Origin of the sequence: Clostridium mobile, assembly GCF_018918285.1 — a bacterium.
Taxonomy (GTDB): domain Bacteria; phylum Bacillota; class Clostridia; order Clostridiales; family Clostridiaceae; genus Clostridium_AW; species Clostridium_AW mobile.
In genome coordinates this window covers 35,452-59,109 of sequence record NZ_JAHLQF010000001.1, presented here as the reverse complement: position 1 = coordinate 59,109, position 23,658 = coordinate 35,452, and the positions used below count along the sequence as shown (strand labels likewise).

Sequence of the window (23,658 nt, the reverse complement as noted above, 5' to 3'; positions counted from 1 at the left end):
TAGTAGGAACTAAACTTAAAATAAATGCAGCTAAAACTATATAAACCATTATTTTTTGTATTTTTTCTCTTTTATGTTTTTTCATTTAACTCACCTCAAATATATTTCAATTAACATTATATAAGTTTATAATATACTCATAAAAATATCAATCCAAAAATAAAAACCATGCTGTAGCACGGTTTTTATTTTATATACATATATAAATTATCTTGGTTCTACTATAAATTTAATAGCCGTTCTTTCTTCCCCCTCAATACTTACTTCTGAAAATGCCGGTACAACTACTAAATCGATTCCATTTGGCGCTACAAATCCTCTTGTTATTGCAATTGCTTTTACTGCTTGGTTTACAGCACCTGCGCCTACAGCTTGAATTTCAGCAGAACTCTTTTCTTTAATGGCTGCAGCCAATGCACCTGCTACTGATTTTGGTTCTGATTGAGCTGATACCTTTAATATTTCCATAGATAACTCCTCCCCATAAATACATTAAAAATTAAACACAATGTTATTTTATATAATTTATATATTCTATAGTATTTAATTCTATAAATTTCTAAAATTTCCTTCTTTATATTTTTGCCAAATATATGTAGTAATCGACATACTATGTTCTTCTCCATTTAACCATATCTTTAATGTGTCTTTGTCTAAACTTTCATCTGTAATTACTTGCATTGTAGGGAGTTCTAATTTATTTAATATATCCTTATAATATTGTTTTTTATTACTATATAACTTAGATAAGCTTTTATTATTTATGGCTATCTTTATTGAAAAAACTTTTTTATCTAGTAAAAATTCATATATCATATCGTTGAGTATACTGCTTTCTACTAACTCTCTAAAAGCAGGGTGAAATGGTCCTTCTACTATCTCTTTCCCAACATTTATTTCCTCTGTAGGCTGCAATCCAACTCTTATAACATTAATTCCATTAGCTAATAACATTCCGTATATAATTTTAGATATTTCTACTCCTTCTTCTAAAGTGTATGGTATATAAGTTTTATCTCTATACATAATCTCCATGGGGGTATTCTTAACTACAAGTGAAGGATAAATTCTACATAACTCTGGTTTTAAATTTATTATTTTTTTTGTAGTTTCTATATCTTTTTTAAAACTATCCCTTGGAAGTCCTAGCATAATTTGATGACCTAGTGTAAATCCATATTCTTTTATAAGTTGTGATGCTCTTATTACATCATCTTCTGTGTGTCCTCGCCCTGAATGTTTTAATACCTCATCATCCATGGACTGAACACCTAATTCGATAATATCTACACTATATTTTTTTAAATTATCTAATATGGTACTATCTATATAATCCGGTCTAGTTGATAACCTTATGTACTGTATGCGGCCCATATCTTTATATTTTTTAGCTACACTTAACAGTTTTCTTTGCTTATTAATATCTATAGCTGTAAAAGTACCTCCGAAGAAAGAAACTTCGATAATTGAATTATTGGTGTCTATAGTATCTAGATATGTATTTATAATATCTTCAACATATTTTTCGTCTACCTCAATTACATTGCCTGTTATAGCATTTTGGTTGCAAAATACGCAATTATGTGGACAACCTTCGTGAGGCACGAAAATAGGTATTATATAATGTTTTTTATTCATTTTTTCCCTCCATATTTTTGACTGCTTCTTTGGCTGCATTTTGTTCAGATTCTTTTTTACTGTATCCAGTGCCAGCTCCTAATATTTTATCTTCAATCATTACTTCTGTATAAAACTTTCGTCTATGTGGAGGACCCTCATATTTTACTAAATTATAATTTATATTAATTTCACCATTTTCCTGTAATTTTTCTTGAAGCTTAGTTTTATAATCTAATACTATTTCATCACTCATTGCTCTATCAATTATTGCTCTAAAATTAGATAGTATAAAAGGTTTTGCAAAATCTATTCCCCTATCGAGATAAATAGCAGCTATTATGGCCTCAACACAATCAGCTAAAATTGATACCCTTTCTCGCCCACCTGTGAGCTCTTCGCCTTTACTCATGTTTATGTATTTACCTAATTGCCACTTCTGAGCAATATCAAACAGTGAGTTTTCACAAACTATCAAAGCTCTTTTTCTCGATAACTCTCCTTCAGATTTATCTAAATAATTAAGGTATAGGTATTCTGTGATTACTAACTGTAATACAGAGTCTCCAAGAAATTCTAATCGCTCATTAAATTCAATATTCTTCTTTTGATTTGCATAGGAACTATGGGTTATAGCAGTAAAGAGTAAGTTTTCGTCTTTGAAAATAACTCCTAATTTATATTCTATCTCTTTAACTTGTCGTCTTTTGTCCATATTTTTATTAACTCCTTTTTCAGAGTTTATTATTCAATTTGACATATTATTAATAATTTATGACTAATTCAATAATAAACAAATATAAATTTAAATCCCCGTTTAATACGGGGATTTTTTAATTATTCTTCAACATTAGCTTTTATGTAATCTACCACATCACCAACTGTGGAAATTTTTTCAGCCTCTTCATCTGGTATTTCTAAATCAAATTCAGTTTCTAGTGCCATTATTAATTCAACAACATCTAGTGAATCTGCTCCTAAATCATCTATAAATGAAGAGTCCATTGTAATTTCCTCTGAGCTTATTCCTAATTGTTCAGAAATTATATTTTTAACTTTTTTAAATATCATTATTATTTCACCTCCCCGAAAAATCGTATATTTAGATAATATTATATAATATCCATAGCGTCAATATTTTGGATATGATTTGACTTTATAATCTCTTCTTTAATATTATTTAGGATGTTATTATTATGAAAAATTATGCATTGCTTTATTGCGTTTTTAAAAGCCAAACTATCAGAAGAGCCGTGAGCTTTAACACATATACCATCTACTCCTAAAAATGCTGCTCCTCCATACTCTTTATAATTGAATTTTTTCTTTATATTCTTAAAAGCAGGCTTTAATAATAATCCTCCAACTTTACCTAAAGTTGAACCTGTTATTTCATCTTTTAAAACATCAAATAAGGTAGCTGCAGTTCCTTCGAACATTTTTAGAACAGTGTTACCAGTAAATCCATCGCAAACTAAAACATTTACATCCCCTTTAGGAATCTCTCTAGGTTCTATATTGCCCACAAAGTTCAATCCTGATTCCTTAAGTAATGAATAAGTAGCTTTTGTTAGTTCATTTCCCTTTTCTTCTTCTGTTCCTATGTTTATTAAACCAACTGACGGATTTTCAACTTTTAAAATTTTTTCAAAATATATTTTACCCATCAGTGCAAATTGAAGTAAATTCTTAGGCTTACACTCTGCGTTAGCTCCCACATCTATGACCATAAAAGGAGCATTTTTACCAGGCATAACAGGTGCTAAGGCAGGTCTGTCTATCCCTTTTATTCTTCCTACTATAAAAAGTGCTCCAGCCATAAAAGCTCCTGTACTTCCTGCTGAAATAATGCCATGTGCTTCCTTTTGTTTAACTAAATTCAATGCTTTAACTAAGCTCGAATCTTTTTTTCTTCTAATGGCCATAACAGGAGGTTCATTTGGATCTATAACTTCTTTAGCATCTATAACTGATATTTTATTTGTGTCGTATTTATATTTATGTAATTCTTTAAGAATTAATTCTTCATTTCCTGTAATTATTATTTTTATGTCATTAAATTCTTTTATAGCTTCCACACAACCCAAAACAACTTCACTTGGTGCAAAGTCTCCTCCCATGCCATCCACTGCAATTATCATAAAGGTTCACATCCTCTCAAAAGAAATCATGCTTCTCTAGGTCAAAAGTATATATCAAAATTTTACTAATTACAATACAAAGTAGTTTAAAAAAATAAAAGAAAGTCTAAAGACTTTCTTTATTTTTCAGTTGAAACAACTTCTTTACCTTTATAATATCCACAGCTTTTACATATTCTATGTGCAAGCTTCATTTCGTGACACTGAGGACATTCTACTATTCCTGGTGCACTTAACTTAAAAGTTTGAGCTCTTCTTGAATCTCTTTTAGATTTTGAAGTTTTTCTCGCTGGATTTCCCACAGTAAACACCTCCTTAATTAGATGAAAAGAAATCTTTTAGCTTTGCTAATCGTGGATCAATATTATTTTCACCGCAATTACATGCAGAATCATTAAGGTTTACTCCACAATCTGGGCATAAACCCTTACATTTCTCATTACAAAGCATTTTGATTGGTAATGATACAATAATATTATTCTCTATTATTTCAGTAATGTCAATAACATCACCTTCAATAAAGATGTAATCATCATCTTTATTTTCCTCTTTAGATAATTTTTCCTCAATAGGAATTTCCACTTTCTTAGCAAATTTAACTAAGCATCTTGAACATATAAGTTCAAGTGTGGTTGTGACAGTACCATTAAGGTTTATTGTATCTCCTATTAAATTAAATTCACCTTTAAGTTTAACAGGCTTTAGAAATGCTATGTATTCGCTACCATCATAGAATCCCTTTTCCTCCATGGTAATATCTATATCCTTTTTAATAACTTTTCTTTTTAATAAATCGGATAAATCAACTATCATATTACTCACCTCAATGCTATAGCCACAATTTATTATATAAAGATGATGATTAAAAGTCAAGATTTATTTATTTTTCCACAATTTCTTTAGTATCTCTAGCAATCATTAATTCTTCATCTGTTGGTATTACATAAACTTTTACTTTCGAATCTTCAGTGCTAATTATTTTAGAGAATCCTCTTCCTTCATTATTCTTCTTTTCGTCTATACTGAATCCTAAGAATTCTAGACCCTTACATATTTCTTCTCTACTAGTAGCTGAGTTTTCTCCTAATCCTGCAGTGAATACAATGCAGTCAACTCCGCCCATTACAGCTGCATATGATCCAATAAAGCTCTTAACGCCGCTATGGAATATATCTAATGCTAACTGAGATCTATGTTCTCCTTTTTCAGCAGCTTCTTCTATATCTCTAAAGTCACTACTTACTCCTGAAACTCCATAAACACCTGATTTTTTGTTAAGCATATCATTAACTTCATCAATGGACATATTTAATTCTTTCATTAAGAAAGGTATAATTGCTGGGTCGATATTACCGGATCTTGTTCCCATAGCTATACCTTCAAGAGGAGTGAATCCCATACTAGTAGCTACAGATTTTCCACCGTCAACAGCACAAATACTTGCACCATTTCCTAAGTGACAAGTTATTGTTTTTAAATCTTTTATATCTTTTTCCATAAGTTCTGCTGCCATCATTGATACAAATCTATGAGATGTACCGTGGAAACCATATCTTCTTACTCCATGTTTTTTATATAATTCATATGGTATAGGGTATATATAAGCATGTTCTGGAATAGTCTGATGGAAAGCTGTATCAAATACTGCAACCATAGGAGTGTTTGGCATTAAAGCTTTGCATGCATTTATTCCTATTATATTTGGTGGATTATGTAATGGAGCTAGCTTTACACAATCTTCTAATGATTTCATAACTTCATCATCAATTAAAACAGAGCTTGCATATTTTTCTCCGCCATGAACAACTCTATGTCCTACTGCTGAAATTTCAGACATATCTTTTATAACTCCATGTTTTTCATCAATTAAAGCGCCTAAAACTAATTTTATAGCATCTTTATGATCCTTCATTGGTTGTTCTATTATGTATTTTTCATCATTTGCCTTTTGAGTAAGTATTGAACCTTCTATACCTATTCTCTCTACTAATCCTTTAGCAAGTGCATTTTCACTTACCATATCTATTAATTGATATTTTAATGATGAACTTCCGCAATTTATTACTAATATTTTCAATTGTTATTCTCCTTCCAGATTTCAAAAATATTTATTTCAATTATTGAGCCTGAACAGCTGTAACAGCTACAACGTTTACGATATCTTCTGCACTACAACCTCTTGATAAGTCATTTATAGGTTTAGCAAAACCTTGTGTTATTGGTCCTATAGCTTCTGCATTTGCAAATCTTTGTACTAATTTATATCCAATATTTCCAGCTTGTAGGTCAGGGAAAACAAGTACGTTAGCCTTTCCAGCAACTGGGCTATTTGGTGCTTTTAAGCTAGCTACTGACTGTACAATTGATGCATCTAACTGTAGCTCTCCATCAATATCTAAATCAGGTCTTTGTTCTTTTGCTAAATTTGTTGCAGTTTTTACTTTGTCAACTAATTCGTGTTTTGCACTACCCATTGTAGAGAATGAAAGCATTGCAACTTTTGGATCCATTCCACATAACTTTTTAGCAGTTTCTGCAGTTGATATTGCAATTGAAGCTAATTCCTCTGCATTTGGGTTTGGGTTAACAGCACAGTCTGCAAATAGAAGCAAACCTTCTTTTCCATAATTAGATCCTGGAACATACATTATAAATGTACTTGAAACAACAGATGTTCCTGGAGCTGTTTTAACTATTTGAAGCCCTGGTCTTAGTAAATCTCCTGTTGTATGTATTGCACCAGAAACCATTCCATCAGCATCTTCTAGTTTAACCATCATAGTTCCAAAATATAATGGATCTTGAATTATTTTTTCTGCTTTTTCTAAAGTAACACCTTTATTTTTTCTAAGTTCATAAAGAACTTTTGCATATTCTCCTGTTTTTTCAGAAGTAGCAGGATCAATTATCTCAGCTCCTTCAACACTAACTCCTAAATCACTTGCCATTTTCTTTATGTTAGCTTCATTTCCTACTAACACTACATCAGCAAGACCATTTTTTGTAATCATTTCACAAGCTTTAATATTTCTTTCTTCCTCACCTTCTGGAAGCACTATTCTTTTTCTGTTAGCTTTGGCCTTCTGCCAAATTTCATTCATTAACTTCATTAAAAAATTCTCCTCTCGGTTATAATATTACTACACACATATATAATATAAGACTTTTTATGTACTCTTTTCAAGTATATTATTAAATTTTTTTATACATAAATGCTTTTTATGTACGTATTATTTGCACAATATTCTTTCAAAAGTATAGTTTATATCCATAAAAATGTTAATAATATATCAATCCTTTAAATGAGTAATACAAATCATTTATAATATTCTTAGCAGAAATTAGTTTAAATATTATGAATGGAGGAATAAATTTGAATATAACCGGAATTATAGTTGAATATAACCCATTACATAATGGACATTTATATCATATAGAAAAATCTAAAAAAGTGACTTCTTCAGATGCCATAGTAGCTGTTATGAGTGGTAACTTTGTTCAACGAGGTACTCCTGCACTTGTAGACAAGTGGACTAGAGCGAAAATGGCATTGCTAAATGGTGTAGATTTGGTAATTGAGTTACCTGTGTTATACAGCCTTTCTTCAGCAGAATTTTTTTCTTTTGGAGGGGTAACTCTACTAGATTCACTTGGCATTATTAATAATATATGCTTTGGAAGTGAGGCCGGAAATATAGAACCGATTTCTAATATAGCAAAAGTTTTATTGGAAGAGCCCACAATTTTCAAAGAGTATTTGAAAGAAAATTTAGATAAAGGATTCACGTTTCCTGTAGCTAGAGCTAATGCTTTACACTCATATTTTAACAAAGAAGAAAAACATTGTTTTCAATTTAACAATTTATTGGATACTTCTAATAATATTTTGGCAGTAGAATATTGTAAAAGTTTATTGAAAATAAATAGTAATATTACCCCTTATACTATTAAAAGAGAAGGTGGAACTTATAATTCTATGGATTTACAATATGAATTTTCTAGTGCTTCTTCCATAAGGAGCCATATTAAGAATTCTCAGGATTTAAAAAAACTTGAAGATCATATGCCTAAAAATGTTTTAAACCTTTTAATGGAGTTTAAGGACTTAATCTATCCTTTTCCTTTTGAGGAAGATATGTTACATTTTATTAAACATAAATATTTTAGTGGAGAAAATGGATTAGAAAATTTACCAGATGTATCTGAAGGGCTACATAATAGAATTTATCGAGCGTTAAATGAAAATAATTCATTAGAGGATACTATATTTAATATTAAAACAAAGAGATATACCTATAGTAGAATAAGTAGAATATTATGCCAGTACTTTATAGGTTTTGATACCATCGATACTTATTTTCTTAGGCAAGAACCTTGCCCTTACGCTCGAATACTTGGTTTTAACAAAAAGGGTAGTGAGCTTCTAAAAATAATGAAAAAGAAATCATCTATACCCCTATATACTAAAATACCTAAAGAAATAAACCCTACTCTTTATTTAGATATAAAGGCGACTAAATGTTATAGTCTTATTAATAAGTCATGTAATCCATTAAGTGACTTTAAAAACATGCCTATAATCTTAGATTAATATTAGTGTAATAAATAAAGCTCCTTTAAATATATATAATATAAATCATGTATTAAAGGAGTTTTATTTTGATATTATTAATATACCTCATCTTAATACTAACTTTTATCTTGCTATACTTTTTACTTAAAGATAAATCTATATTAATTATTTTATTATGCTCATTTATAATTATAAATTTTATAATTAATCCTAATATATGTATAAAAGGCTCCTTGTTAGGAAGCCAACTGTTTTTTTATAAAGTTTTTCCTTCTCTATTTCCATTTTTAATAATAACCAATATTATTATGAGCTTTAATGGGATTCATTTGTATTCAAAAATTTTTGGTAAAATATTATGCTATCCTTTAGGACTGCCAAAAGAAAGTAGTTTTGCGTTATTAGTAAGTTTATTATGTGGGTATCCTCTAGGTGCAAAATATTCTTGTGATCTATATGAACGAAAAATAATCGACTATAGAACATGCAGTAGATTGCTTAATATTGCTTCTAATGCTAGCCCATTATTTATAGTTGGTTCAGTGGGTGTAGCTATGTTAAATGATAAAAAATTAGGATATATATTATTATTAGGTAATTATCTCTCCTGTTTTTTTATCTCTCTTGTTATTAAAAGAAAATCTCCTAATTACATAAAGAAGGAAAATTACGCCCTCACCAATAATAAGGATGTAAAAAACTTTGGTGATATACTTAAAAATTCCGTAGAGAACTCAATAAATACCTCTCTTTCTGTTGGTGGTTTCATAATCATCTTTACCATAATATCAAACATAATAAAAAATAGTATTGTAATCAATACTATTTTAAAAAATTTAAGCTCACTATTTAAAATTTACCCTTCAATATTAGAGGGTCTAACTTTCGGAATGGTTGAAATGACAAATGGATGTAATATTATAGCTTCCACTAACTTAGATAGTGGAGTAAAAATACTCTTTATCGGTTTTCTATTAGGTTTTAGTGGACTTTGTATCATTTGGCAATGTAGCTCATTTATGAGCAAGCATGGCTTTTCATTATGGACCTATAGTAAATACAAGATAATTCAAGGAATTTTTGGCTCAATATGTTCTTATATATTATATAAATTAATGCTTGTTCCAAAAAATCTTGAAACATTTAACACCGCTTCTTCAAAGAGTATAAATTCAATTATATTTTTGGGAATAGTATTTATATTAATATTACCTAATATTATTTATAGATTTAGAAAGCAACTTTAATGCTTATTACTTGTTCATATTTTTTAATTCTTTAATATTTTCTCTAATTATTTCAGTAGTAGTATTAATGTCAGAAGTTATGGCTTTATAATAGTTTCCCATCTCTACTTGGAGATTGTTTAACATTTTATCGCTGTTTTCAGTAAGTTCTCTCTCTAACTGGCATAAAACTTCATGAGCATAATCTCTTGCTCCTAGTCTCATTACCTTTGCGTCTCTTTGGGCTGAAGATACTATCTCTTCAGCTCTCATTTTAGCATCTCTAGTAATATCATGATTTTCTATTTGCCTTTTTAATAATTCCATATTTTCTTTTTTTAAAGTTTCAGCTTCTCTAACAGCCTCACTTAAAATTCTTTCCTTCTCCTCATACACCCACTTAGCTTTTTTAAACTCCCCAGGTAAGTGAGTTGTTATTTTATCTATAACATCCAAAACCTCTTTTTTATCTATCATAACTTTCCCCGTCATAGGAACCTTAGAGGAAGTTTCAACAATATCTGCAAGATAATCTAATAATTTAATTACATCCATTTATAATAACCTCCTACTTACCGCGAAATTTTAGCATAATGTCTTCAATTATTTCATCAGGCACTAAATCTTTAATACATCCTCCAAAAGCAGCAACTTGCTTTACTGATGATGAACTCAAATATGAGTATTGAGTACAAGTCATCATAAACAATGTTTCTATATCTGGACTTAATTTTTTATTCATCAAACTCATTTGAAATTCGTATTCAAAATCTGATATTGCTCTCAGACCTTTAATTATCACTTTTATATCATTTTCGTTCATATAATCTACTAACAAACCACTAAAGCTTTTAACTTTAACATTAGGTATATGTTTAATAGCTCTCTCAATTAGTTTAACTCTTTCTTCTATGGAGAATAGTCCTTTTTTATCTGGATTAACTAAAACGCCAACTGTAACTTCATCAAATATTGTGGCAGCTCTTTCTATTATATTTAAATGTCCATTAGTTATAGGGTCAAAGCTACCTGGGTAAATTGCAATATTCATTTTTAGTCCTCCTTGTGTCTATAAAAACAAATTGTTGTATTACCGTATTTTCTATGGCCAGTTAGCTTTACATTATCTGTTCCTAGAAATATTTCTTCACTTGAATCTATTTTTGTAACTATTAAACCATCTTTATTTAATAGATTATTTTTGTCAATATCCTCAATTGCAGGTGGTATCATATTTTTTAAATAAGGAGGATCTATAAATATTAGATCAAATATAATTCCTTTTTCATAAAATAATTTTAATGCGTCGTAAGCACTCATATTTAAACATTCACATTTATCTTCGAAATTTAAATTTTTAACATTTTCTTTTAAGTACTTAAAAGTTACATCACCTTTATCAATTAAATAGCACTTTTTAGCCCCTCTACTTACTGCTTCTAATCCTAAACTTCCTGTTCCTGAAAATAAATCTACAGCTACAGTATCATATACATCATTCTGAATTATATTAAATATATTTTCTTTTACTCTATCTAATGTTGGCCTTGTTCCCATTCCTTCTGGTGATAGTAGTTTTCTTCCTTTAGCAAGACCTGAAATTATTCTCATAATATTTTCCTCCTTGTGTAAAATCCTGAAGTCTTTAATTTATTGTTTATAATATTTTAGCATATTTAAATAGTTAATACAAAGATATTTTATACAAGACAAAAGGGAGGAATACATCCTCCCTTTCATCCTAGTTATTTAAAACTATTTACCATGTGGTTAAATACAGAACTATTCACTGGTAAATTACTCTGTCTACACCTTAATTAGTTTAAATCCTTCTCACTAAACATAGTGAGAAGCTAACCTATACTACTGGTATATCCTCTTTAATTTCCCATTTCGCTTTCGCTCCGTCTCCCATGGCGAACACCTCCGATTTTTATTTGTGCTAAACCCTTGGTGTACTATTATATTAACCAGAATCATAAAACAATAAACATGTAATTATTAAGAGTAAAAGCAATATTAATTAAAACATATATATCTTGTATTAGTTTCCAATCTTTTCATTATATATTTAATGATATTTTTATCTAATAAATTTTCACTTTTCCATATTAATTTTGCATCTTCATGGGCTAGTTTAAAAGCTTCAATATCCTCTACTATGTTACATAATAAAAACTCTTCTGTGCCATGCTGCTTAAAACCAAAGATTTCGCCACTTCCTCTTAATTTAAAATCCTGATCCGCAATAAAAAAGCCATCATTGCTCTTTACCATAGTTTCCATTCTTTTTTTAGTTATATGATTTTTAACTTCTCCGATTAATATACAATAGGATTTTTTACTTCCTCTACCTACTCTACCTCTTAATTGATGAAGCTGGGCTAACCCAAATCTTTCTGCATTTTCCACTATCATTAAAGTAGCATTTGGTATATTAACTCCAACTTCTATTACCGTTGTAGCTATTAAAATCTTTATTTCACCATTTTTAAATTTATTCATTATATTATTTTTTTCCTTGGAAGGCATTTTCCCATGTAATATAGCTGTGGGTATATCTTTAAAATATTTATTATTTAACTCCTCATGCAGATATTCTACAGAAGTTAACTCTAAATTTTCATTTTCTTCTACTAAAGGGCATACAATATAAACTTGTCTCCCCTCTTTAATCTCTTTTATAGCAAAAGAATAAGCTCTATTTTTTTCGCTAGATTTTATAAAATATGTATCAATTTTTTGTCTTCCTGGCGGTAGTTGGTCTATAATTGAGACTTCTAAGTCGCCATATAAATATAAAGCCAGTGTTCTAGGTATTGGTGTAGCTGTCATAACTAAAGTATCAGGGTTTTCACCTTTATTAATAAGTTTACTTCTCTGCATTACACCAAATCTATGCTGTTCATCAGTAATTATAAATCCTAGATTATCAAACTCAACATCATCTTCTAAAAGAGCATGAGTACCTATTATCATGTGTATTTTTCCCTCTTTTAAGTCCCTCTTTATGGCTTCCTTTTCTTTTGCACTTATACTGCCACATAATAGCTTTATATTAATGTTAAAACCTTCTAAAATCTTATTTGCTTCCTCAAAATGTTGATTAGCTAATATTTCTGTAGGTGCCATAAAAGCCACTTGATAGCCATTCATTATTATATTAAATGCAGAAATAATTCCAACTACTGTTTTACCACTTCCTACATCACCTTGCACTAATCTGTTCATAACTACAGGTTTCTTCTGATCAATTAAAATCTCTCTTACAGCTCTGTTTTGCGCCTCTGTTAATTGAAAAGGTAATTTTTCTTTTAGGTTCTTTAAACTATCTGATATGTTAAAAGATATACCTTTAGAAGTATTTCTCATATTTTTTAACATGGCTATTTTCAAAGAATAAGTAAAAAGCTCTTGATATTTCAATCGTTTTTTACTTTCAAACAACGCTGATTTATCTTTAGGATAATGTATATTTCTGATTGCTTCATTTAAAGATATAAATTTATGCTTATCTATTATCCATTCAGGTAAGTTTTCTTCTATTTCGACTTTCTTTAATATCTCATTAATTAATTTTATGAATGTAGAATTGGTTATCCCATTTCTTAAAGGGTAAACAGGCTCTATGTTTTTTTCATTTCCCCAAAGTTGCTCTTTTAAAACTTTAGGATTAGTTAACATTTTTTCATTTTTGTATATATTTATCTTTCCCTTTAAAACATATTCATTGTTCAACATAAAGCTGTTCTTTATGTAAGGCTGATTAAACCATTTACATTTTATATTATTATTCCCATCTGTGAATATAATAGTAGTAATTGTTTTTCCGCCAGGTATCCTTATGTCTTTTTTTATATCTATAGCTTTACATGCAACTATAACCTCTTCTTTATCTTTTCCTTCATTAAAATTATTGCAGCTATTATATTCTTTATAGTCCCTTGGAAAGTATAGAAGTAAATCCATTATAGTATAAATACTACAATCCTCTAAAACTTTCTTTGTTTTAGGTCCCACACCTTTTATGCAACTAACATTACTATATACATCCATAATATCACTCCAGTTACACTCTCCTCTTAAATAAAAAAAGCCCTACGGCTTTTTTTATAATAGATGATAATTTATTGTATATATAAGTTCATTATTTACTCTACGGAGAAAATAAAATAATATAAAGGCTGTTCTCCATTATAACATTGAATGTCTAAATCTTCGTACTCACTTTCTAACTCATTAACAAATTCAACAACTTGTTCTTCATTACAATTTTCACCGTAGAAAATTGTAATAAGTTCAGTATCTTCATTAACCATAGACTTAATCAAATTTTTGCAAACATCAAAGATATCATTGCCAGTCTCTTTTATTTTGCCCTCAATTAATCCTATTATATCTCCTTCTGTAATAACCTTTCCATCCATTTCTGTATCTCTAACAGCGTAAGTAATGGATCCAGTCCCTACATTTAAAATAGCCTCTTCCATGTTTTTAACATTTTGTTCAGCTTCAATATCTCCATTAAAAGTAGTAATCGCAGTAATTCCCTGTGGTATTGTTTTTGTAGGTATTACAAAAACTTTTTTGTCAGATAATTCTGCTGCCTGAGTTGCTGCCATTATTATGTTTTTGTTATTTGGTAAAACAAATATGTTTTCAGCATTTATTTTATTTACAGCATTTAAAATATCCTCTGTACTAGGATTCATAGTCTGACCACCTTCTATAACAAAGTCAACACCTAAATCCTTAAAAATATTTTTGATTCCTTCTCCTAATGCAACAGAAACGAAAGCAAATTCTTTCTTTTCTTCATTTGTTTCCTCTTTAATATTTTCCGATTCCTCTATAATATGCTTATGTTGTTCTCTCATGTTATCTATTTTAATTTTTGATAGAGAGCCTAGTTTTACCGCCTTAGATAAAACTAATCCTGGATCATTAGTATGGATATGTACTTTAACTAATCCCTCTCCACCTACAACTAACATTGAATCACCATGTTGTGATATATCATTTTTAAATTCATCTATATCAATATTATTTGATACCACAAAAAATTCTGTGCAGTATCCAAATTCTATATTTTGTTCTCCAAAATCCTTAATTATAGATTCACTATTAGTCTCATTAGTAGAGTCAATTATAGATAAAGACTTTAAATCTTTATCTAACACTTCATACATTCCTTTTAAAATAATAAGCAATCCTGCTCCGCCAGCATCTACAACTTTAGCTTGTTTGAGGACAGGTAGCATTTCAGGTGTCTTATCTAAAGTTATTTGACTATAAGAGCACACTTCTTCCATAAGATTTTTAATATCCTTATGTTTACTTTTAACAGCAGCTTCTCCAGCAGCTTTTATAATAGTCAAAATAGTTCCTTCAGTCGGTCTCATAACAGCTTTATATGCAGACCTTGAACCTTCTAAAAATGCATTAGCTAATTCTTCTGAATTAACTTCAGTTTTATCCTCTAATCCTTTTGCTATCCCTCTAAGTATCTGAGATAATATTACTCCTGAGTTTCCTCTTGCTCCCATTAAAGCACCTTTAGCAAGACTTCTCGCAATAACTCCTATAGGTTCGTTATCCATACCTTTTATTTCAGAAACTGCTGATTTAAATGTCATTGACATGTTAGTTCCAGTGTCACCATCTGGCACTGGAAAAACATTTAAAGAATTAACATAGTCTTTACTTTCCTCAAGCTTATTACTTCCGTTTATCATCATATTGTAAAAATGACGACCATCAATCATTAAGTGTTCCATTTTTAGCTACCTCCTTAGACCCTCACACCTTGCACATTCACTGTTATATTTGAAACCTTTAATCCTGTGTAGTTTTCTACAGTATATTTTACTTTTTGAATTATATTGCTTGCTATGACAGATATTTTTGTGCCATATTCAACTATTATATATAACTCAATAAATAATTTATTATCTTTGGAGTTTATTTTAACACCTTTGCTTAGATTTTCACCTTTTAGCAATTCCCATAATCCGTCAGTAGCATTCTTAGATGCCATTCCAACTACACCATAGCATTCCATAGTAGATACTCCAACTATATTTCCTAATACCTCTTCAGAGAAATTAATATATCCATAATTATTAGAAATGTTTCCTATCATAGTTAACCCTCCTTATGCTTAAATCCTTAAACCTATTTTATATTAAATATGGAATTTATTCAAGGAAATATACGATAATTATAATCTATTATCGAATTAAATGCTAGAATACTATTGCATAAATTATACAAGTTATGATAGAATAATATACGTCCGAATTGAGAAGGTTTAATTCATCTCAATTTGTAAAGGAGGTGTTTTCAATGTCAAGAAAGTGTGAAGTTTGTGGAAAAGGCGTAATAGCTGGAGTTCAGTATAGCCACTCACATCGTCAGTCAAAAAGAACTTGGGCTCCAAACCTAAAAAGAATAAAGGCAATAGTTAAGGGAACACCTAAAACTATACATGTTTGTACAAGATGCCTACGTTCTGGCAAGGTTCAGCGTGCTATATAAGTAAAAAATGCAATTGATTTCAATTGCATTTTTTTATTTTTAAGTACTATTTTATTTTCTAAGTATAAACTTTATTATTGAAGATAAAAATTTAGGAAGCTTTATAGCCACAATTTTCATAGACCCACCTCGCCACTATTTGTATTGTTGAATCAAACACCAACCAAGATATATTAGTCCTACACCTACGGCAATTATCCATCCCCAAACAGGGATAATAAATGTCACTACTATTCCCATACCTATAGAACCAATAATCAGTCCCAATTTTGATTTAACTTTCTTTTTCATTTTTTACATTATTATCCCTTCAAGAATACTTATGTTAATATTATATGCGTATTGTTAAAAAAAGTTACTAAACTTATTCTTTACTTTGTATTAAAAGTAATAATCCTTCTTTAAATTGTACTTCAACTTGTGGTTCATTAAATTCATTAGATATTCCTAAACATTCTCCTAATTTTAATGTATAGTTATTTAAGGGATATTTAGCTCCTATAAGAGTTATTCCAGTGACAGAGGTTCCATAACTAATCAATGAAAAATAATTATAGCCATTAGGTTTAATTATACAAGATTTATTTATTAATCTAATCAGATTGTTACCATCTTTAATATAAGAGTCTACTCCATTATCTAAACAACAGTATAATAATCCTAGATTGCCTAATATGTGATCTAATCTATTACCTGTGCATCCCAAAAATGCTATTTTATCGCTTCCTATAGCTAAGGCTTTTTCTAATGCAGCATAAGAGTCAGTAAAATCTTTCTCTGATGGAAAAGAATCTACTATAATGTGTTTTTCTTTATAATAATTTAAAGTATCTTTATCTATAGAATCAAAATCTCCTAATATAATATCAGGTTCTATACCATATTTATATAATACTTCTCCACCTTTATCTGCACAAATTATATAATCTGTATCTATTAGTTCTTCATTTAATAGCTCAAGTGATGGGGGTTGTCCTCCGGAGACAATTAATGTTTTCATTTTACTGCCTCTTTTAATCTACTTATATTTTCTTCTATATGGCCGCCTTTAAACACTGCTGAACCTGCAACAATCCAGTTAGCACCACTTTCCACTACTTCCTTAATGTTTGAAGCATCAATACCACCGTCTACTTCTATAATTAAATCTTTATTAAATTCATTTCTTAGTTTATTTAGTTCTTTTATTTTCTCTAATGCATAAGGTATAAAATTTTGGCCTCCAAATCCTGGATTAACGGACATAATTAAAACCATATCTAAAGAAGGAATTAAATCCTTGATTACACTTACTGGAGTTCCAGGATTTAATGCTACCGCTGCCTTTACTCCAAAACTTTTAATATAATTTATTGTTCTATCTATATGTCTATCTGCTTCATAATGTACAGTAATAATATCAGCACCTACTTTAGCAAGATCTTCAATATATCTGCTAGGCTCCTCAATCATCAGGTGAACATCAAAAGGGAGGCTTGTTAAGCCTCTAATGCTCTTTATAACAGGCATACCAAAGGTAATGTTAGGCACAAATCTTCCATCCATAACATCGATATGAATTATGTCAGCCTTATAAGTTTCTAGCTTTTTAACTTCCTCCCCCAGTTTTGAAAAATCTGATGAAAGTATTGAAGGGGCTATTTTAATCATTTGTATATCCTCTCCTTTAATTTTTCTTCTAACATTTTTATATAAAAATCATATCTCATCTTATTTATATTTCCATTTTCAACTGCTTTTTTTACATTACAACCAGGTTCTTTATGATGAACACAGCTTGAAAACTTACATTCACCTAAATAATCATTAAACTCATGGAAACAGTATTGAAGCTCCTCTTTTGATATAAAATCACTACTTAAAGATGAAAATCCAGGTGTATCTACAATATACCCATCACATAATTCTATTAATTCACTATGCCTAGTTGTATGCTTTCCTCTTTTTAGTTTTTCACTTATATTACCTATTTCCATAAGCTCTCTTCCTGCTAGATTATTTAAAATTGTTGACTTGCCAACACCGGAAGGACCACAGAGTACAGTTACATTATCTTTTAATTTTTCTTTTATTTGGTCAATACCTGTGCCAGTTTTAGCTTGAAGAAATAAAACTTCATACCCTGCGTCTTTTACCATATTTATTATAGCTTGCTCTTCTTTTTCATCTTTGCTTAAATCCATTTTATTAAAACATACTATTGATTTAAGCTTGCTATAGTCGCAAAGTAATAAAAATTTATTTAGCAAGTCTTCATTTATATCGGGATTTTTTAGTGAAAATACAACTAATGCTTGAGTAACATTAGCAACAGCTGGTCTAGGCAACACATTGTATCGATCACATATCCTTTCAATAGTTCCTTTACCTTCTGTGGCTGATATCTCTACTTTATCTCCTACCATAGGAATAAGATCATCGTGCCTAAATTTGCCTCTAGCCTTACACTCAACTATTCCGTTTTCAACTTTAACATAATAAAATCCACCAATACCTTTTACGATTAATCCCTGCATGTTACCTCCTAGATTATATTAAGATTCTTCTACTTAACTATTATTTTTATTCTTATTATTATGATTTTTGTTATTGTTTTGGTTTTTATATTTATTTATATTAGCATCTTCAGTAGTAACATCCTCATTAATGGCATTAGCTAACATACTTTCATTATAATTAATATCTACACCGCTATCAGCTATTTCTCCAGGATTTTCACCAGGAACTCCATCACCAAAATGATAGTAGCTTATATCTATAATACTACCTTCTTTCACTTGAGCACCTACTTCTGGACTCTGTTTAAATATCTTACCATGTAAAGTTTCATCATTAGTCCTAACAGGATTTTCTTTTCCTAATTTTAAATTGTATCCAGCTAATATAGCTCTAGCTTCTTCTAATGTTTTTCCATTCAAACTTGGGACAGACACATAATTTACTTCAGGTCCACTACTAACAACAACTTCTATAACTGTTCCAGGCTGAACACTGGTATCTTTGCTTGGACTTTGACTTATTATACAGTTTTTAGGTACAGTATCATCATATTTATAACTTGGTTCACCTAATTTTAAATTTAATCTATTCAGCATATCTCTTGCCACTTCTACATCTATGTCTCTTAAATCCGGTACATTTGTACCATTTTTTCCACTACTAATGATAACCCTTACCTCAGAATTTGGTTTTACTGGAGTTCCTTCAGAAGGGCTGGTTCTAATTACTGTTCCTTCTGCTTCATCACTTCTCTCTGTTCCAGCAACTAGAAAAACTAATCCTTCTTTTTCTATAGCTTTCTCTGCTTCATCTTCTTTAAGTCCAATAATGTTAGGAACAGCTATACTTTTTTTCGAATCATTAGGTGATTTATTAAGAACTTTGTTGAATAAAAAATATCCAGATGTAAAACCTACAACTAAAATTAAAATTATAGAAGTAATAGCAATTATCATTTTTTTATTCTTACTGATTGGTAGTAGATAATCATCCTCATCTTCTAATTCATCATACTCTAAATATTCTTCTTCCTCATCTACATTTACAGCATCCATAATTCTCGTTCTATCATTATCAAGATTTCCTAATATAATATTTACCGGTTCATTATTTTTTACTTTATTTAAATCTACTAATAAATCTCCAATGTTTTGATATCTCTTTATAGCTTCTTTTTCTATAGATTTTAAAATTACACTATTAAATCCTTCCGAAAGAGATGGATTTATCTTACATGGAGGAACAACCTCTTCTTGAATATGTTTTAAAGCTACTGATACTGGGCTTTCAGCATCATAAGGTACTTTTCCTGTAACCATTTCATACATAACTATACCAAGAGAATATATATCCGTTCTAAAGTCAACAAAGCTTCCCTTAGCCTGTTCTGGTGAAAAATAGTGAGCTGATCCTATAACTTTTGAAGTATTTGTTATTGTTGCTGAATTTGTTGCCTTGGCAATACCAAAATCTGCCACCTTCACTAGACCTTCTTCAGTTACAAGTATATTATGAGGTTTAATATCTCTGTGTATTATATTATTTCTATGGGCGCATTCTAAAGCTTTGCCTATTTGAATAGCTATATCCACTGCATCTTCGTTATTTAAGATTCCTCTTTCTAATATTACTTCTTTTAATGTTTTTCCTTTTACATATTCCATTACTATGTAGTTTACACCATCTTGTGATCCTACATCATATATATTTACAATATTATTATGCGAAAGGCTAGCTGCTGCTGTTGCTTCCCTTTTAAATTTTTCTACGAACTGACTATCTCTTGAAAATTCATCTTTAAGAATTTTTACAGCTACATATCTATTAAGGAGTTGGCACTGAGCTTTATATACTTCAGCCATGCCTCCCTCTCCTATTTTTTCTAATAGTTTATACCTATTTCCCAGTAAAGTATCTATCATCTTTACACTCTCCTTCGAATACAATAACTGATATATTATCTCTTCCGCCTTTTTCTTTACTCAATTCTACAAGCAATTTACTTGCATCACAACAATTATTTTTCATAATTATATCATATATTTGATTAGGAGTAACATCATTAGTTAATCCATCTGTACACAGTAGTACTTTTCTGATATCTTTTAAATTTATTACGAAGATATCAACTAAAATAGAAGGATTTGTACCTAGAGCTCTCGTTATTATATTTTTATTAGGATGAACCACAGCCTCTTCCTCTGTTATACTCCCATCATCTAACAGTTGTTGTACTAGTGAATGATCTTTTGTTATCTTTATTATATTATTTTCTTTATTAATTATATAACATCTACTATCTCCCACGTTTCCAATTACCATCTCATCTCCATAAACGAGACAAGCAGTAATTGTAGTACCCATTCCACTTAAATTGGACTTCTCTCTTGAATGTTTATAAATTAAACTATTTGCATGTTCTATAGAACTTTCTAATAACTTTCCTCCATCCTCAATAGAATCTAATTTTTTTAACGAATCTATTATTGAATCTACTGCTAACTTGCTTGCTATTTCTCCAGCATTATGACCACCCATACCATCTGCAACTATATATATTGCAAAATTATCATTTTTAAAATGCCCAACAGAGTCCTCATTTACGCTCCTATAATTTCCAATATCAGACAATATGCCCACCATGCACTACACCCCTTTATAAATATTGTTATCTTCTATATAACTTCTCCTTAATTGTCCGCAGGCAGCATTTATATCTGCCCCCATCTCTCTTCTAATTGTAGTTTCAATTCCTTTTTTCAATAGAATGTTACTAAAGCGTTTAATATTTTCTGAAGAAGATTTTTTTAAGCTATTTTCTCTTATTTCATTTACTGGTATTAAATTAACATGACAAAGCATCCCTTTGAGAAGTTCCCCAAGTTCTTCTGCATGTTTATCGCTATCGTTCACATCTTTTACTAAAGCATATTCAAAGGTTATTCTTCTATTGGTCTTTTCTATATAATATTTACAACTTTCAATTATATCACATATTTTATATTTATTTGAGATAGGCATCATAGTTTTTCTCAATTCATCATTAGGAGCATGAAGAGATATAGCTAAAGTTATTTGCATATTTTTATCAGCTAAATCTATTATTTTTGGCACTATTCCACAAGTTGACAAGGTAATATGTCGCTGTCCTATATTTAGTCCTTGTGATGAATTTACTAATTCTATAAATTTAAATACATTCTCAAAATTATCTAGTGGTTCCCCACTTCCCATCATTACTATATTGCTAATTCTTTCCTTTATTTCTGAGGATGCTCTTAGTATTTGCCCTAAAATCTCTCCTTGAGTAAGATTCCTAACCATTCCACCGATAGTTGATGCACAAAAATTACAACCCATTCTACATCCAATTTGTGTAGACACACATATAGAATTACCATGCTTATATTTCATTACTACGGATTCTATTATGTTTCCGTCACTATATTTAAATAAAAATTTTATAGTTCCTCCATCTTTGGATTCTATTTTTCTCACCACTTCAGGTATGCTAAAATAAAAATTATTTTTTAATAATTCTTTAGCATTTGAAGATAAATTTTTCATATTATCAAAATCATAAACTTCCTTATAAATCCAATCAAATATTTGACTACTTCTAAATCCTTTTTCTCCATTATTAACTAGCCAAATTTTTAATTCTTCTATTGAATAATCTAATATATTTTCCATATATACACCTACCGTTGTTTTCTTAGTCTAGCAATAAAAAATCCATCCATATTTTCATTTGGCAGTACAGTAACAAGACCATTATTATATATTAAATTTGACGTATTGCCAAAATAAATAGGTTCTATTTTAAATTCTTTATATTTTTCTAAAAACCATTTTATATTTTCTTCATTTTCTTCTTTATTTAACGTACATGTTGAATATAATAAAATACCATCTTTTTTTACATATGATGAAGCATTTGCTAAAATTTTTCTTTGTATTTCTATTAGAGATTTTAAAGATTGAGTTTGTTTAGTATATTTAATCTCAGGTTTTTTCCTAATTATGCCTAGCCCAGAACAAGGTACATCAATTAAAACCCTATGAGCTATATCTTTTAAATCATCATTATATATAGTAGCATCCATAACATTTAAAGAAGTATTTGTTATTCCTAATCTATTCATGTTGTCCTTTATTAATGATAATTTATTTTTATGTAAATCAAAAGCCATAACTTTACCGGTATTATTCATTATCTCAGAAATATGAGTGGTTTTACCTCCAGGAGCACTACAAAGGTCTAAAACAATCATATCTTCTTGTAGCTCCATAGAAGGTGCTACAAGCATTGCACTTTCATCCTGAACAGTAACATATCCATTCTTAAATAAAGGATTATTTTCTATACTTTTGCCTTTAATTATATCAATTGCTTCAGGACATATGTATCCCTCTTTTACATTATAATTATTTTCTACTAATATGTCCCATACTTCTTCGTAGCTACTTTTTAAATTATTTACCCTTACAGTAACATTAGGTTTACAATTTAAACCTTCTAGTATTTTTTTTGTGTATTCGGTTCCATATTGTTTCAAAAATAAATCCACTATCCATTTAGGAAAAGAATACTCAAAGCATAGTCTTTCTATTTCATTTCCTTTGAAAAAATCCTCATCTTTTCTTCTTATATAATTTCTTAAGACGCCATTTACTAAGCCGGAGGCTTTTTTTGATTTTTCTTTTGCTAATTCTACACATTCATTAACTGCTGCAAAATTAGGTACTTTATCTAAATATCTAATTTGATATATTCCAATTCTTAGAATATTTAAAATTTCCTTATCCGTTTTATTTATATCATTTTTTAAAAAATTACTTAAAATTCTATCTATAGAATATCTATATTTAATTGTTCCGTATACAATTTCAGTAATTAATCCTTTATCTACATCTTTTAAGTCATATTTACTTAAAGTATTATTTAATACTATATTAGAATATGAGTTTTTATAAAAAACATCATAAAGTATATTCAATGCTATTTTTCTGCTATCCGTCATCACTATACCTCGATTTCTTCAATATAATAAAGAAAATTGTA

Annotated in this window: 27 protein-coding genes; 3 read left to right on the top strand and 24 right to left on the bottom strand. The window is 29.4% G+C overall.

Annotation, left to right across the window (positions count from 1 at the left end):
* Positions 1–207 precede the first annotated feature (207 nt).
* The 9 genes from KQI86_RS00360 to pta all read right to left on the bottom strand — a co-directional run bounded on the left by KQI86_RS00360 (position 208) and on the right by pta (position 6,868).
* The gene (locus tag KQI86_RS00360) at positions 208–468 is read right to left on the bottom strand and encodes a stage V sporulation protein S (RefSeq protein WP_216437176.1); all 261 of its coding nucleotides are present in this window, start codon (positions 466–468) and stop codon (positions 208–210) included.
* An 81-nt stretch (positions 469–549) separates the two neighbouring features.
* A complete protein-coding gene (locus tag KQI86_RS00355) occupies positions 550–1,638 on the bottom strand; it encodes an elongator complex protein 3 (protein WP_216437175.1) in 1,089 nt (362 codons plus the stop codon).
* Positions 1,631–2,332, bottom strand: a complete 702-nt coding sequence (rnc, locus tag KQI86_RS00350) for a ribonuclease III (protein ID WP_216437174.1) — start codon at positions 2,330–2,332, stop codon at positions 1,631–1,633. Before rnc ends, KQI86_RS00355 begins: the two co-directional genes overlap by 8 nt.
* A gap of 122 nt (positions 2,333–2,454) precedes the next feature.
* Positions 2,455–2,688 carry an acyl carrier protein gene (gene acpP / locus KQI86_RS00345; RefSeq protein ID WP_216437173.1) on the bottom strand — a complete coding sequence of 78 codons (234 nt, stop codon included), beginning with the start codon at positions 2,686–2,688 and terminating at the stop codon, positions 2,455–2,457.
* Positions 2,689–2,729: 41 nt separating this feature from the next.
* A complete protein-coding gene (gene plsX / locus KQI86_RS00340) occupies positions 2,730–3,758 on the bottom strand; it encodes a phosphate acyltransferase PlsX (protein ID WP_216437172.1) in 1,029 nt (342 codons plus the stop codon).
* A 119-nt stretch (positions 3,759–3,877) separates the two neighbouring features.
* Positions 3,878–4,060, bottom strand: coding sequence for a 50S ribosomal protein L32 (rpmF, locus tag KQI86_RS00335; RefSeq protein ID WP_216437171.1), 183 nt, complete (start codon positions 4,058–4,060; stop codon positions 3,878–3,880).
* 13 nt (positions 4,061–4,073) lie between these two features.
* A complete protein-coding gene (locus KQI86_RS00330; RefSeq protein ID WP_216437170.1) occupies positions 4,074–4,571 on the bottom strand; it encodes a YceD family protein in 498 nt (165 codons plus the stop codon).
* Positions 4,572–4,638: 67 nt separating this feature from the next.
* Positions 4,639–5,835 (bottom strand): acetate kinase, encoded by a 1,197-nt coding sequence (locus tag KQI86_RS00325; protein ID WP_216437169.1) that lies wholly within the window; start codon positions 5,833–5,835, stop codon positions 4,639–4,641.
* 40 nt (positions 5,836–5,875) lie between these two features.
* Positions 5,876–6,868, bottom strand: a complete 993-nt coding sequence (pta, locus tag KQI86_RS00320; protein ID WP_216437168.1) for a phosphate acetyltransferase — start codon at positions 6,866–6,868, stop codon at positions 5,876–5,878.
* Positions 6,869–7,131: 263 nt separating this feature from the next.
* Here pta and KQI86_RS00315 point away from each other — a divergent pair, with 263 nt between their 5' ends.
* Both KQI86_RS00315 and ylbJ read left to right on the top strand, forming a co-directional pair.
* Positions 7,132–8,349: a nucleotidyltransferase gene (locus KQI86_RS00315; protein WP_216437167.1), complete on the top strand. Its 1,218-nt coding sequence runs from the start codon at positions 7,132–7,134 to the stop codon at positions 8,347–8,349.
* 68 nt (positions 8,350–8,417) lie between these two features.
* Positions 8,418–9,578, top strand: a complete 1,161-nt coding sequence (gene ylbJ / locus KQI86_RS00310; RefSeq protein WP_343216125.1) for a sporulation integral membrane protein YlbJ — start codon at positions 8,418–8,420, stop codon at positions 9,576–9,578.
* 6 nt (positions 9,579–9,584) lie between these two features.
* Here the strand turns inward: ylbJ and KQI86_RS00305 are convergent, their stop codons facing one another.
* The 6 genes from KQI86_RS00305 to KQI86_RS00280 form a co-directional block, all read right to left on the bottom strand.
* Positions 9,585–10,112 (bottom strand): ATPase, encoded by a 528-nt coding sequence (locus tag KQI86_RS00305; protein ID WP_216437166.1) that lies wholly within the window; start codon positions 10,110–10,112, stop codon positions 9,585–9,587.
* A 13-nt stretch (positions 10,113–10,125) separates the two neighbouring features.
* The gene (gene coaD, locus KQI86_RS00300) at positions 10,126–10,608 is read right to left on the bottom strand and encodes a pantetheine-phosphate adenylyltransferase (protein WP_216437165.1); all 483 of its coding nucleotides are present in this window, start codon (positions 10,606–10,608) and stop codon (positions 10,126–10,128) included.
* A 2-nt stretch (positions 10,609–10,610) separates the two neighbouring features.
* Positions 10,611–11,168 carry a 16S rRNA (guanine(966)-N(2))-methyltransferase RsmD gene (gene rsmD, locus KQI86_RS00295; protein ID WP_216437164.1) on the bottom strand — a complete coding sequence of 186 codons (558 nt, stop codon included), beginning with the start codon at positions 11,166–11,168 and terminating at the stop codon, positions 10,611–10,613.
* Positions 11,169–11,576: 408 nt separating this feature from the next.
* Entirely contained in the window at positions 11,577–13,613 is a 2,037-nt protein-coding gene (gene recG, locus KQI86_RS00290) for an ATP-dependent DNA helicase RecG (RefSeq protein ID WP_216437163.1), read from the bottom strand.
* Between the two features lie 95 nt (positions 13,614–13,708).
* The gene (locus KQI86_RS00285) at positions 13,709–15,334 is read right to left on the bottom strand and encodes a DAK2 domain-containing protein (RefSeq protein WP_216437162.1); all 1,626 of its coding nucleotides are present in this window, start codon (positions 15,332–15,334) and stop codon (positions 13,709–13,711) included.
* Between the two features lie 14 nt (positions 15,335–15,348).
* Positions 15,349–15,699, bottom strand: coding sequence for an Asp23/Gls24 family envelope stress response protein (locus KQI86_RS00280; RefSeq protein ID WP_216437161.1), 351 nt, complete (start codon positions 15,697–15,699; stop codon positions 15,349–15,351).
* A gap of 203 nt (positions 15,700–15,902) precedes the next feature.
* On the opposite strand from KQI86_RS00280, the gene rpmB reads away from it, so the two are divergent.
* On the top strand, positions 15,903–16,094 hold the full coding sequence (gene rpmB, locus KQI86_RS00275; RefSeq protein ID WP_216437160.1) for a 50S ribosomal protein L28: 192 nt from the start codon (positions 15,903–15,905) through the stop codon (positions 16,092–16,094).
* 51 nt (positions 16,095–16,145) lie between these two features.
* Here rpmB and spoVM read toward each other — a convergent pair whose 3' ends face one another.
* From spoVM to rsmB, 9 genes are all read right to left on the bottom strand, one after another.
* Positions 16,146–16,214 carry a stage V sporulation protein SpoVM gene (gene spoVM / locus KQI86_RS20565; RefSeq protein ID WP_216438250.1) on the bottom strand — a complete coding sequence of 23 codons (69 nt, stop codon included), beginning with the start codon at positions 16,212–16,214 and terminating at the stop codon, positions 16,146–16,148.
* A 15-nt stretch (positions 16,215–16,229) separates the two neighbouring features.
* The gene (locus KQI86_RS20295) at positions 16,230–16,361 is read right to left on the bottom strand and encodes a hypothetical protein (protein WP_281417217.1); all 132 of its coding nucleotides are present in this window, start codon (positions 16,359–16,361) and stop codon (positions 16,230–16,232) included.
* A 97-nt stretch (positions 16,362–16,458) separates the two neighbouring features.
* A complete protein-coding gene (locus KQI86_RS00265) occupies positions 16,459–17,094 on the bottom strand; it encodes a thiamine diphosphokinase (RefSeq protein ID WP_216437159.1) in 636 nt (211 codons plus the stop codon).
* Positions 17,091–17,744, bottom strand: a complete 654-nt coding sequence (rpe, locus tag KQI86_RS00260; protein WP_216437158.1) for a ribulose-phosphate 3-epimerase — start codon at positions 17,742–17,744, stop codon at positions 17,091–17,093. Before rpe ends, KQI86_RS00265 begins: the two co-directional genes overlap by 4 nt.
* Positions 17,741–18,610 carry a ribosome small subunit-dependent GTPase A gene (gene rsgA, locus KQI86_RS00255; protein ID WP_216437157.1) on the bottom strand — a complete coding sequence of 290 codons (870 nt, stop codon included), beginning with the start codon at positions 18,608–18,610 and terminating at the stop codon, positions 17,741–17,743. Before rsgA ends, rpe begins: the two co-directional genes overlap by 4 nt.
* A 33-nt stretch (positions 18,611–18,643) precedes the next feature.
* Positions 18,644–20,515, bottom strand: coding sequence for a Stk1 family PASTA domain-containing Ser/Thr kinase (gene pknB, locus KQI86_RS00250; RefSeq protein WP_216437156.1), 1,872 nt, complete (start codon positions 20,513–20,515; stop codon positions 18,644–18,646).
* Entirely contained in the window at positions 20,490–21,236 is a 747-nt protein-coding gene (locus tag KQI86_RS00245; RefSeq protein WP_216437155.1) for a Stp1/IreP family PP2C-type Ser/Thr phosphatase, read from the bottom strand. The genes pknB and KQI86_RS00245 overlap by 26 nt, the downstream gene beginning before the upstream one ends.
* A gap of 3 nt (positions 21,237–21,239) precedes the next feature.
* Positions 21,240–22,286 carry a dual-specificity RNA methyltransferase RlmN gene (rlmN, locus tag KQI86_RS00240; RefSeq protein ID WP_216437154.1) on the bottom strand — a complete coding sequence of 349 codons (1,047 nt, stop codon included), beginning with the start codon at positions 22,284–22,286 and terminating at the stop codon, positions 21,240–21,242.
* 8 nt (positions 22,287–22,294) lie between these two features.
* Positions 22,295–23,617: a 16S rRNA (cytosine(967)-C(5))-methyltransferase RsmB gene (gene rsmB / locus KQI86_RS00235; protein WP_216437153.1), complete on the bottom strand. Its 1,323-nt coding sequence runs from the start codon at positions 23,615–23,617 to the stop codon at positions 22,295–22,297.
* Positions 23,618–23,658: the final 41 nt, after the last annotated feature.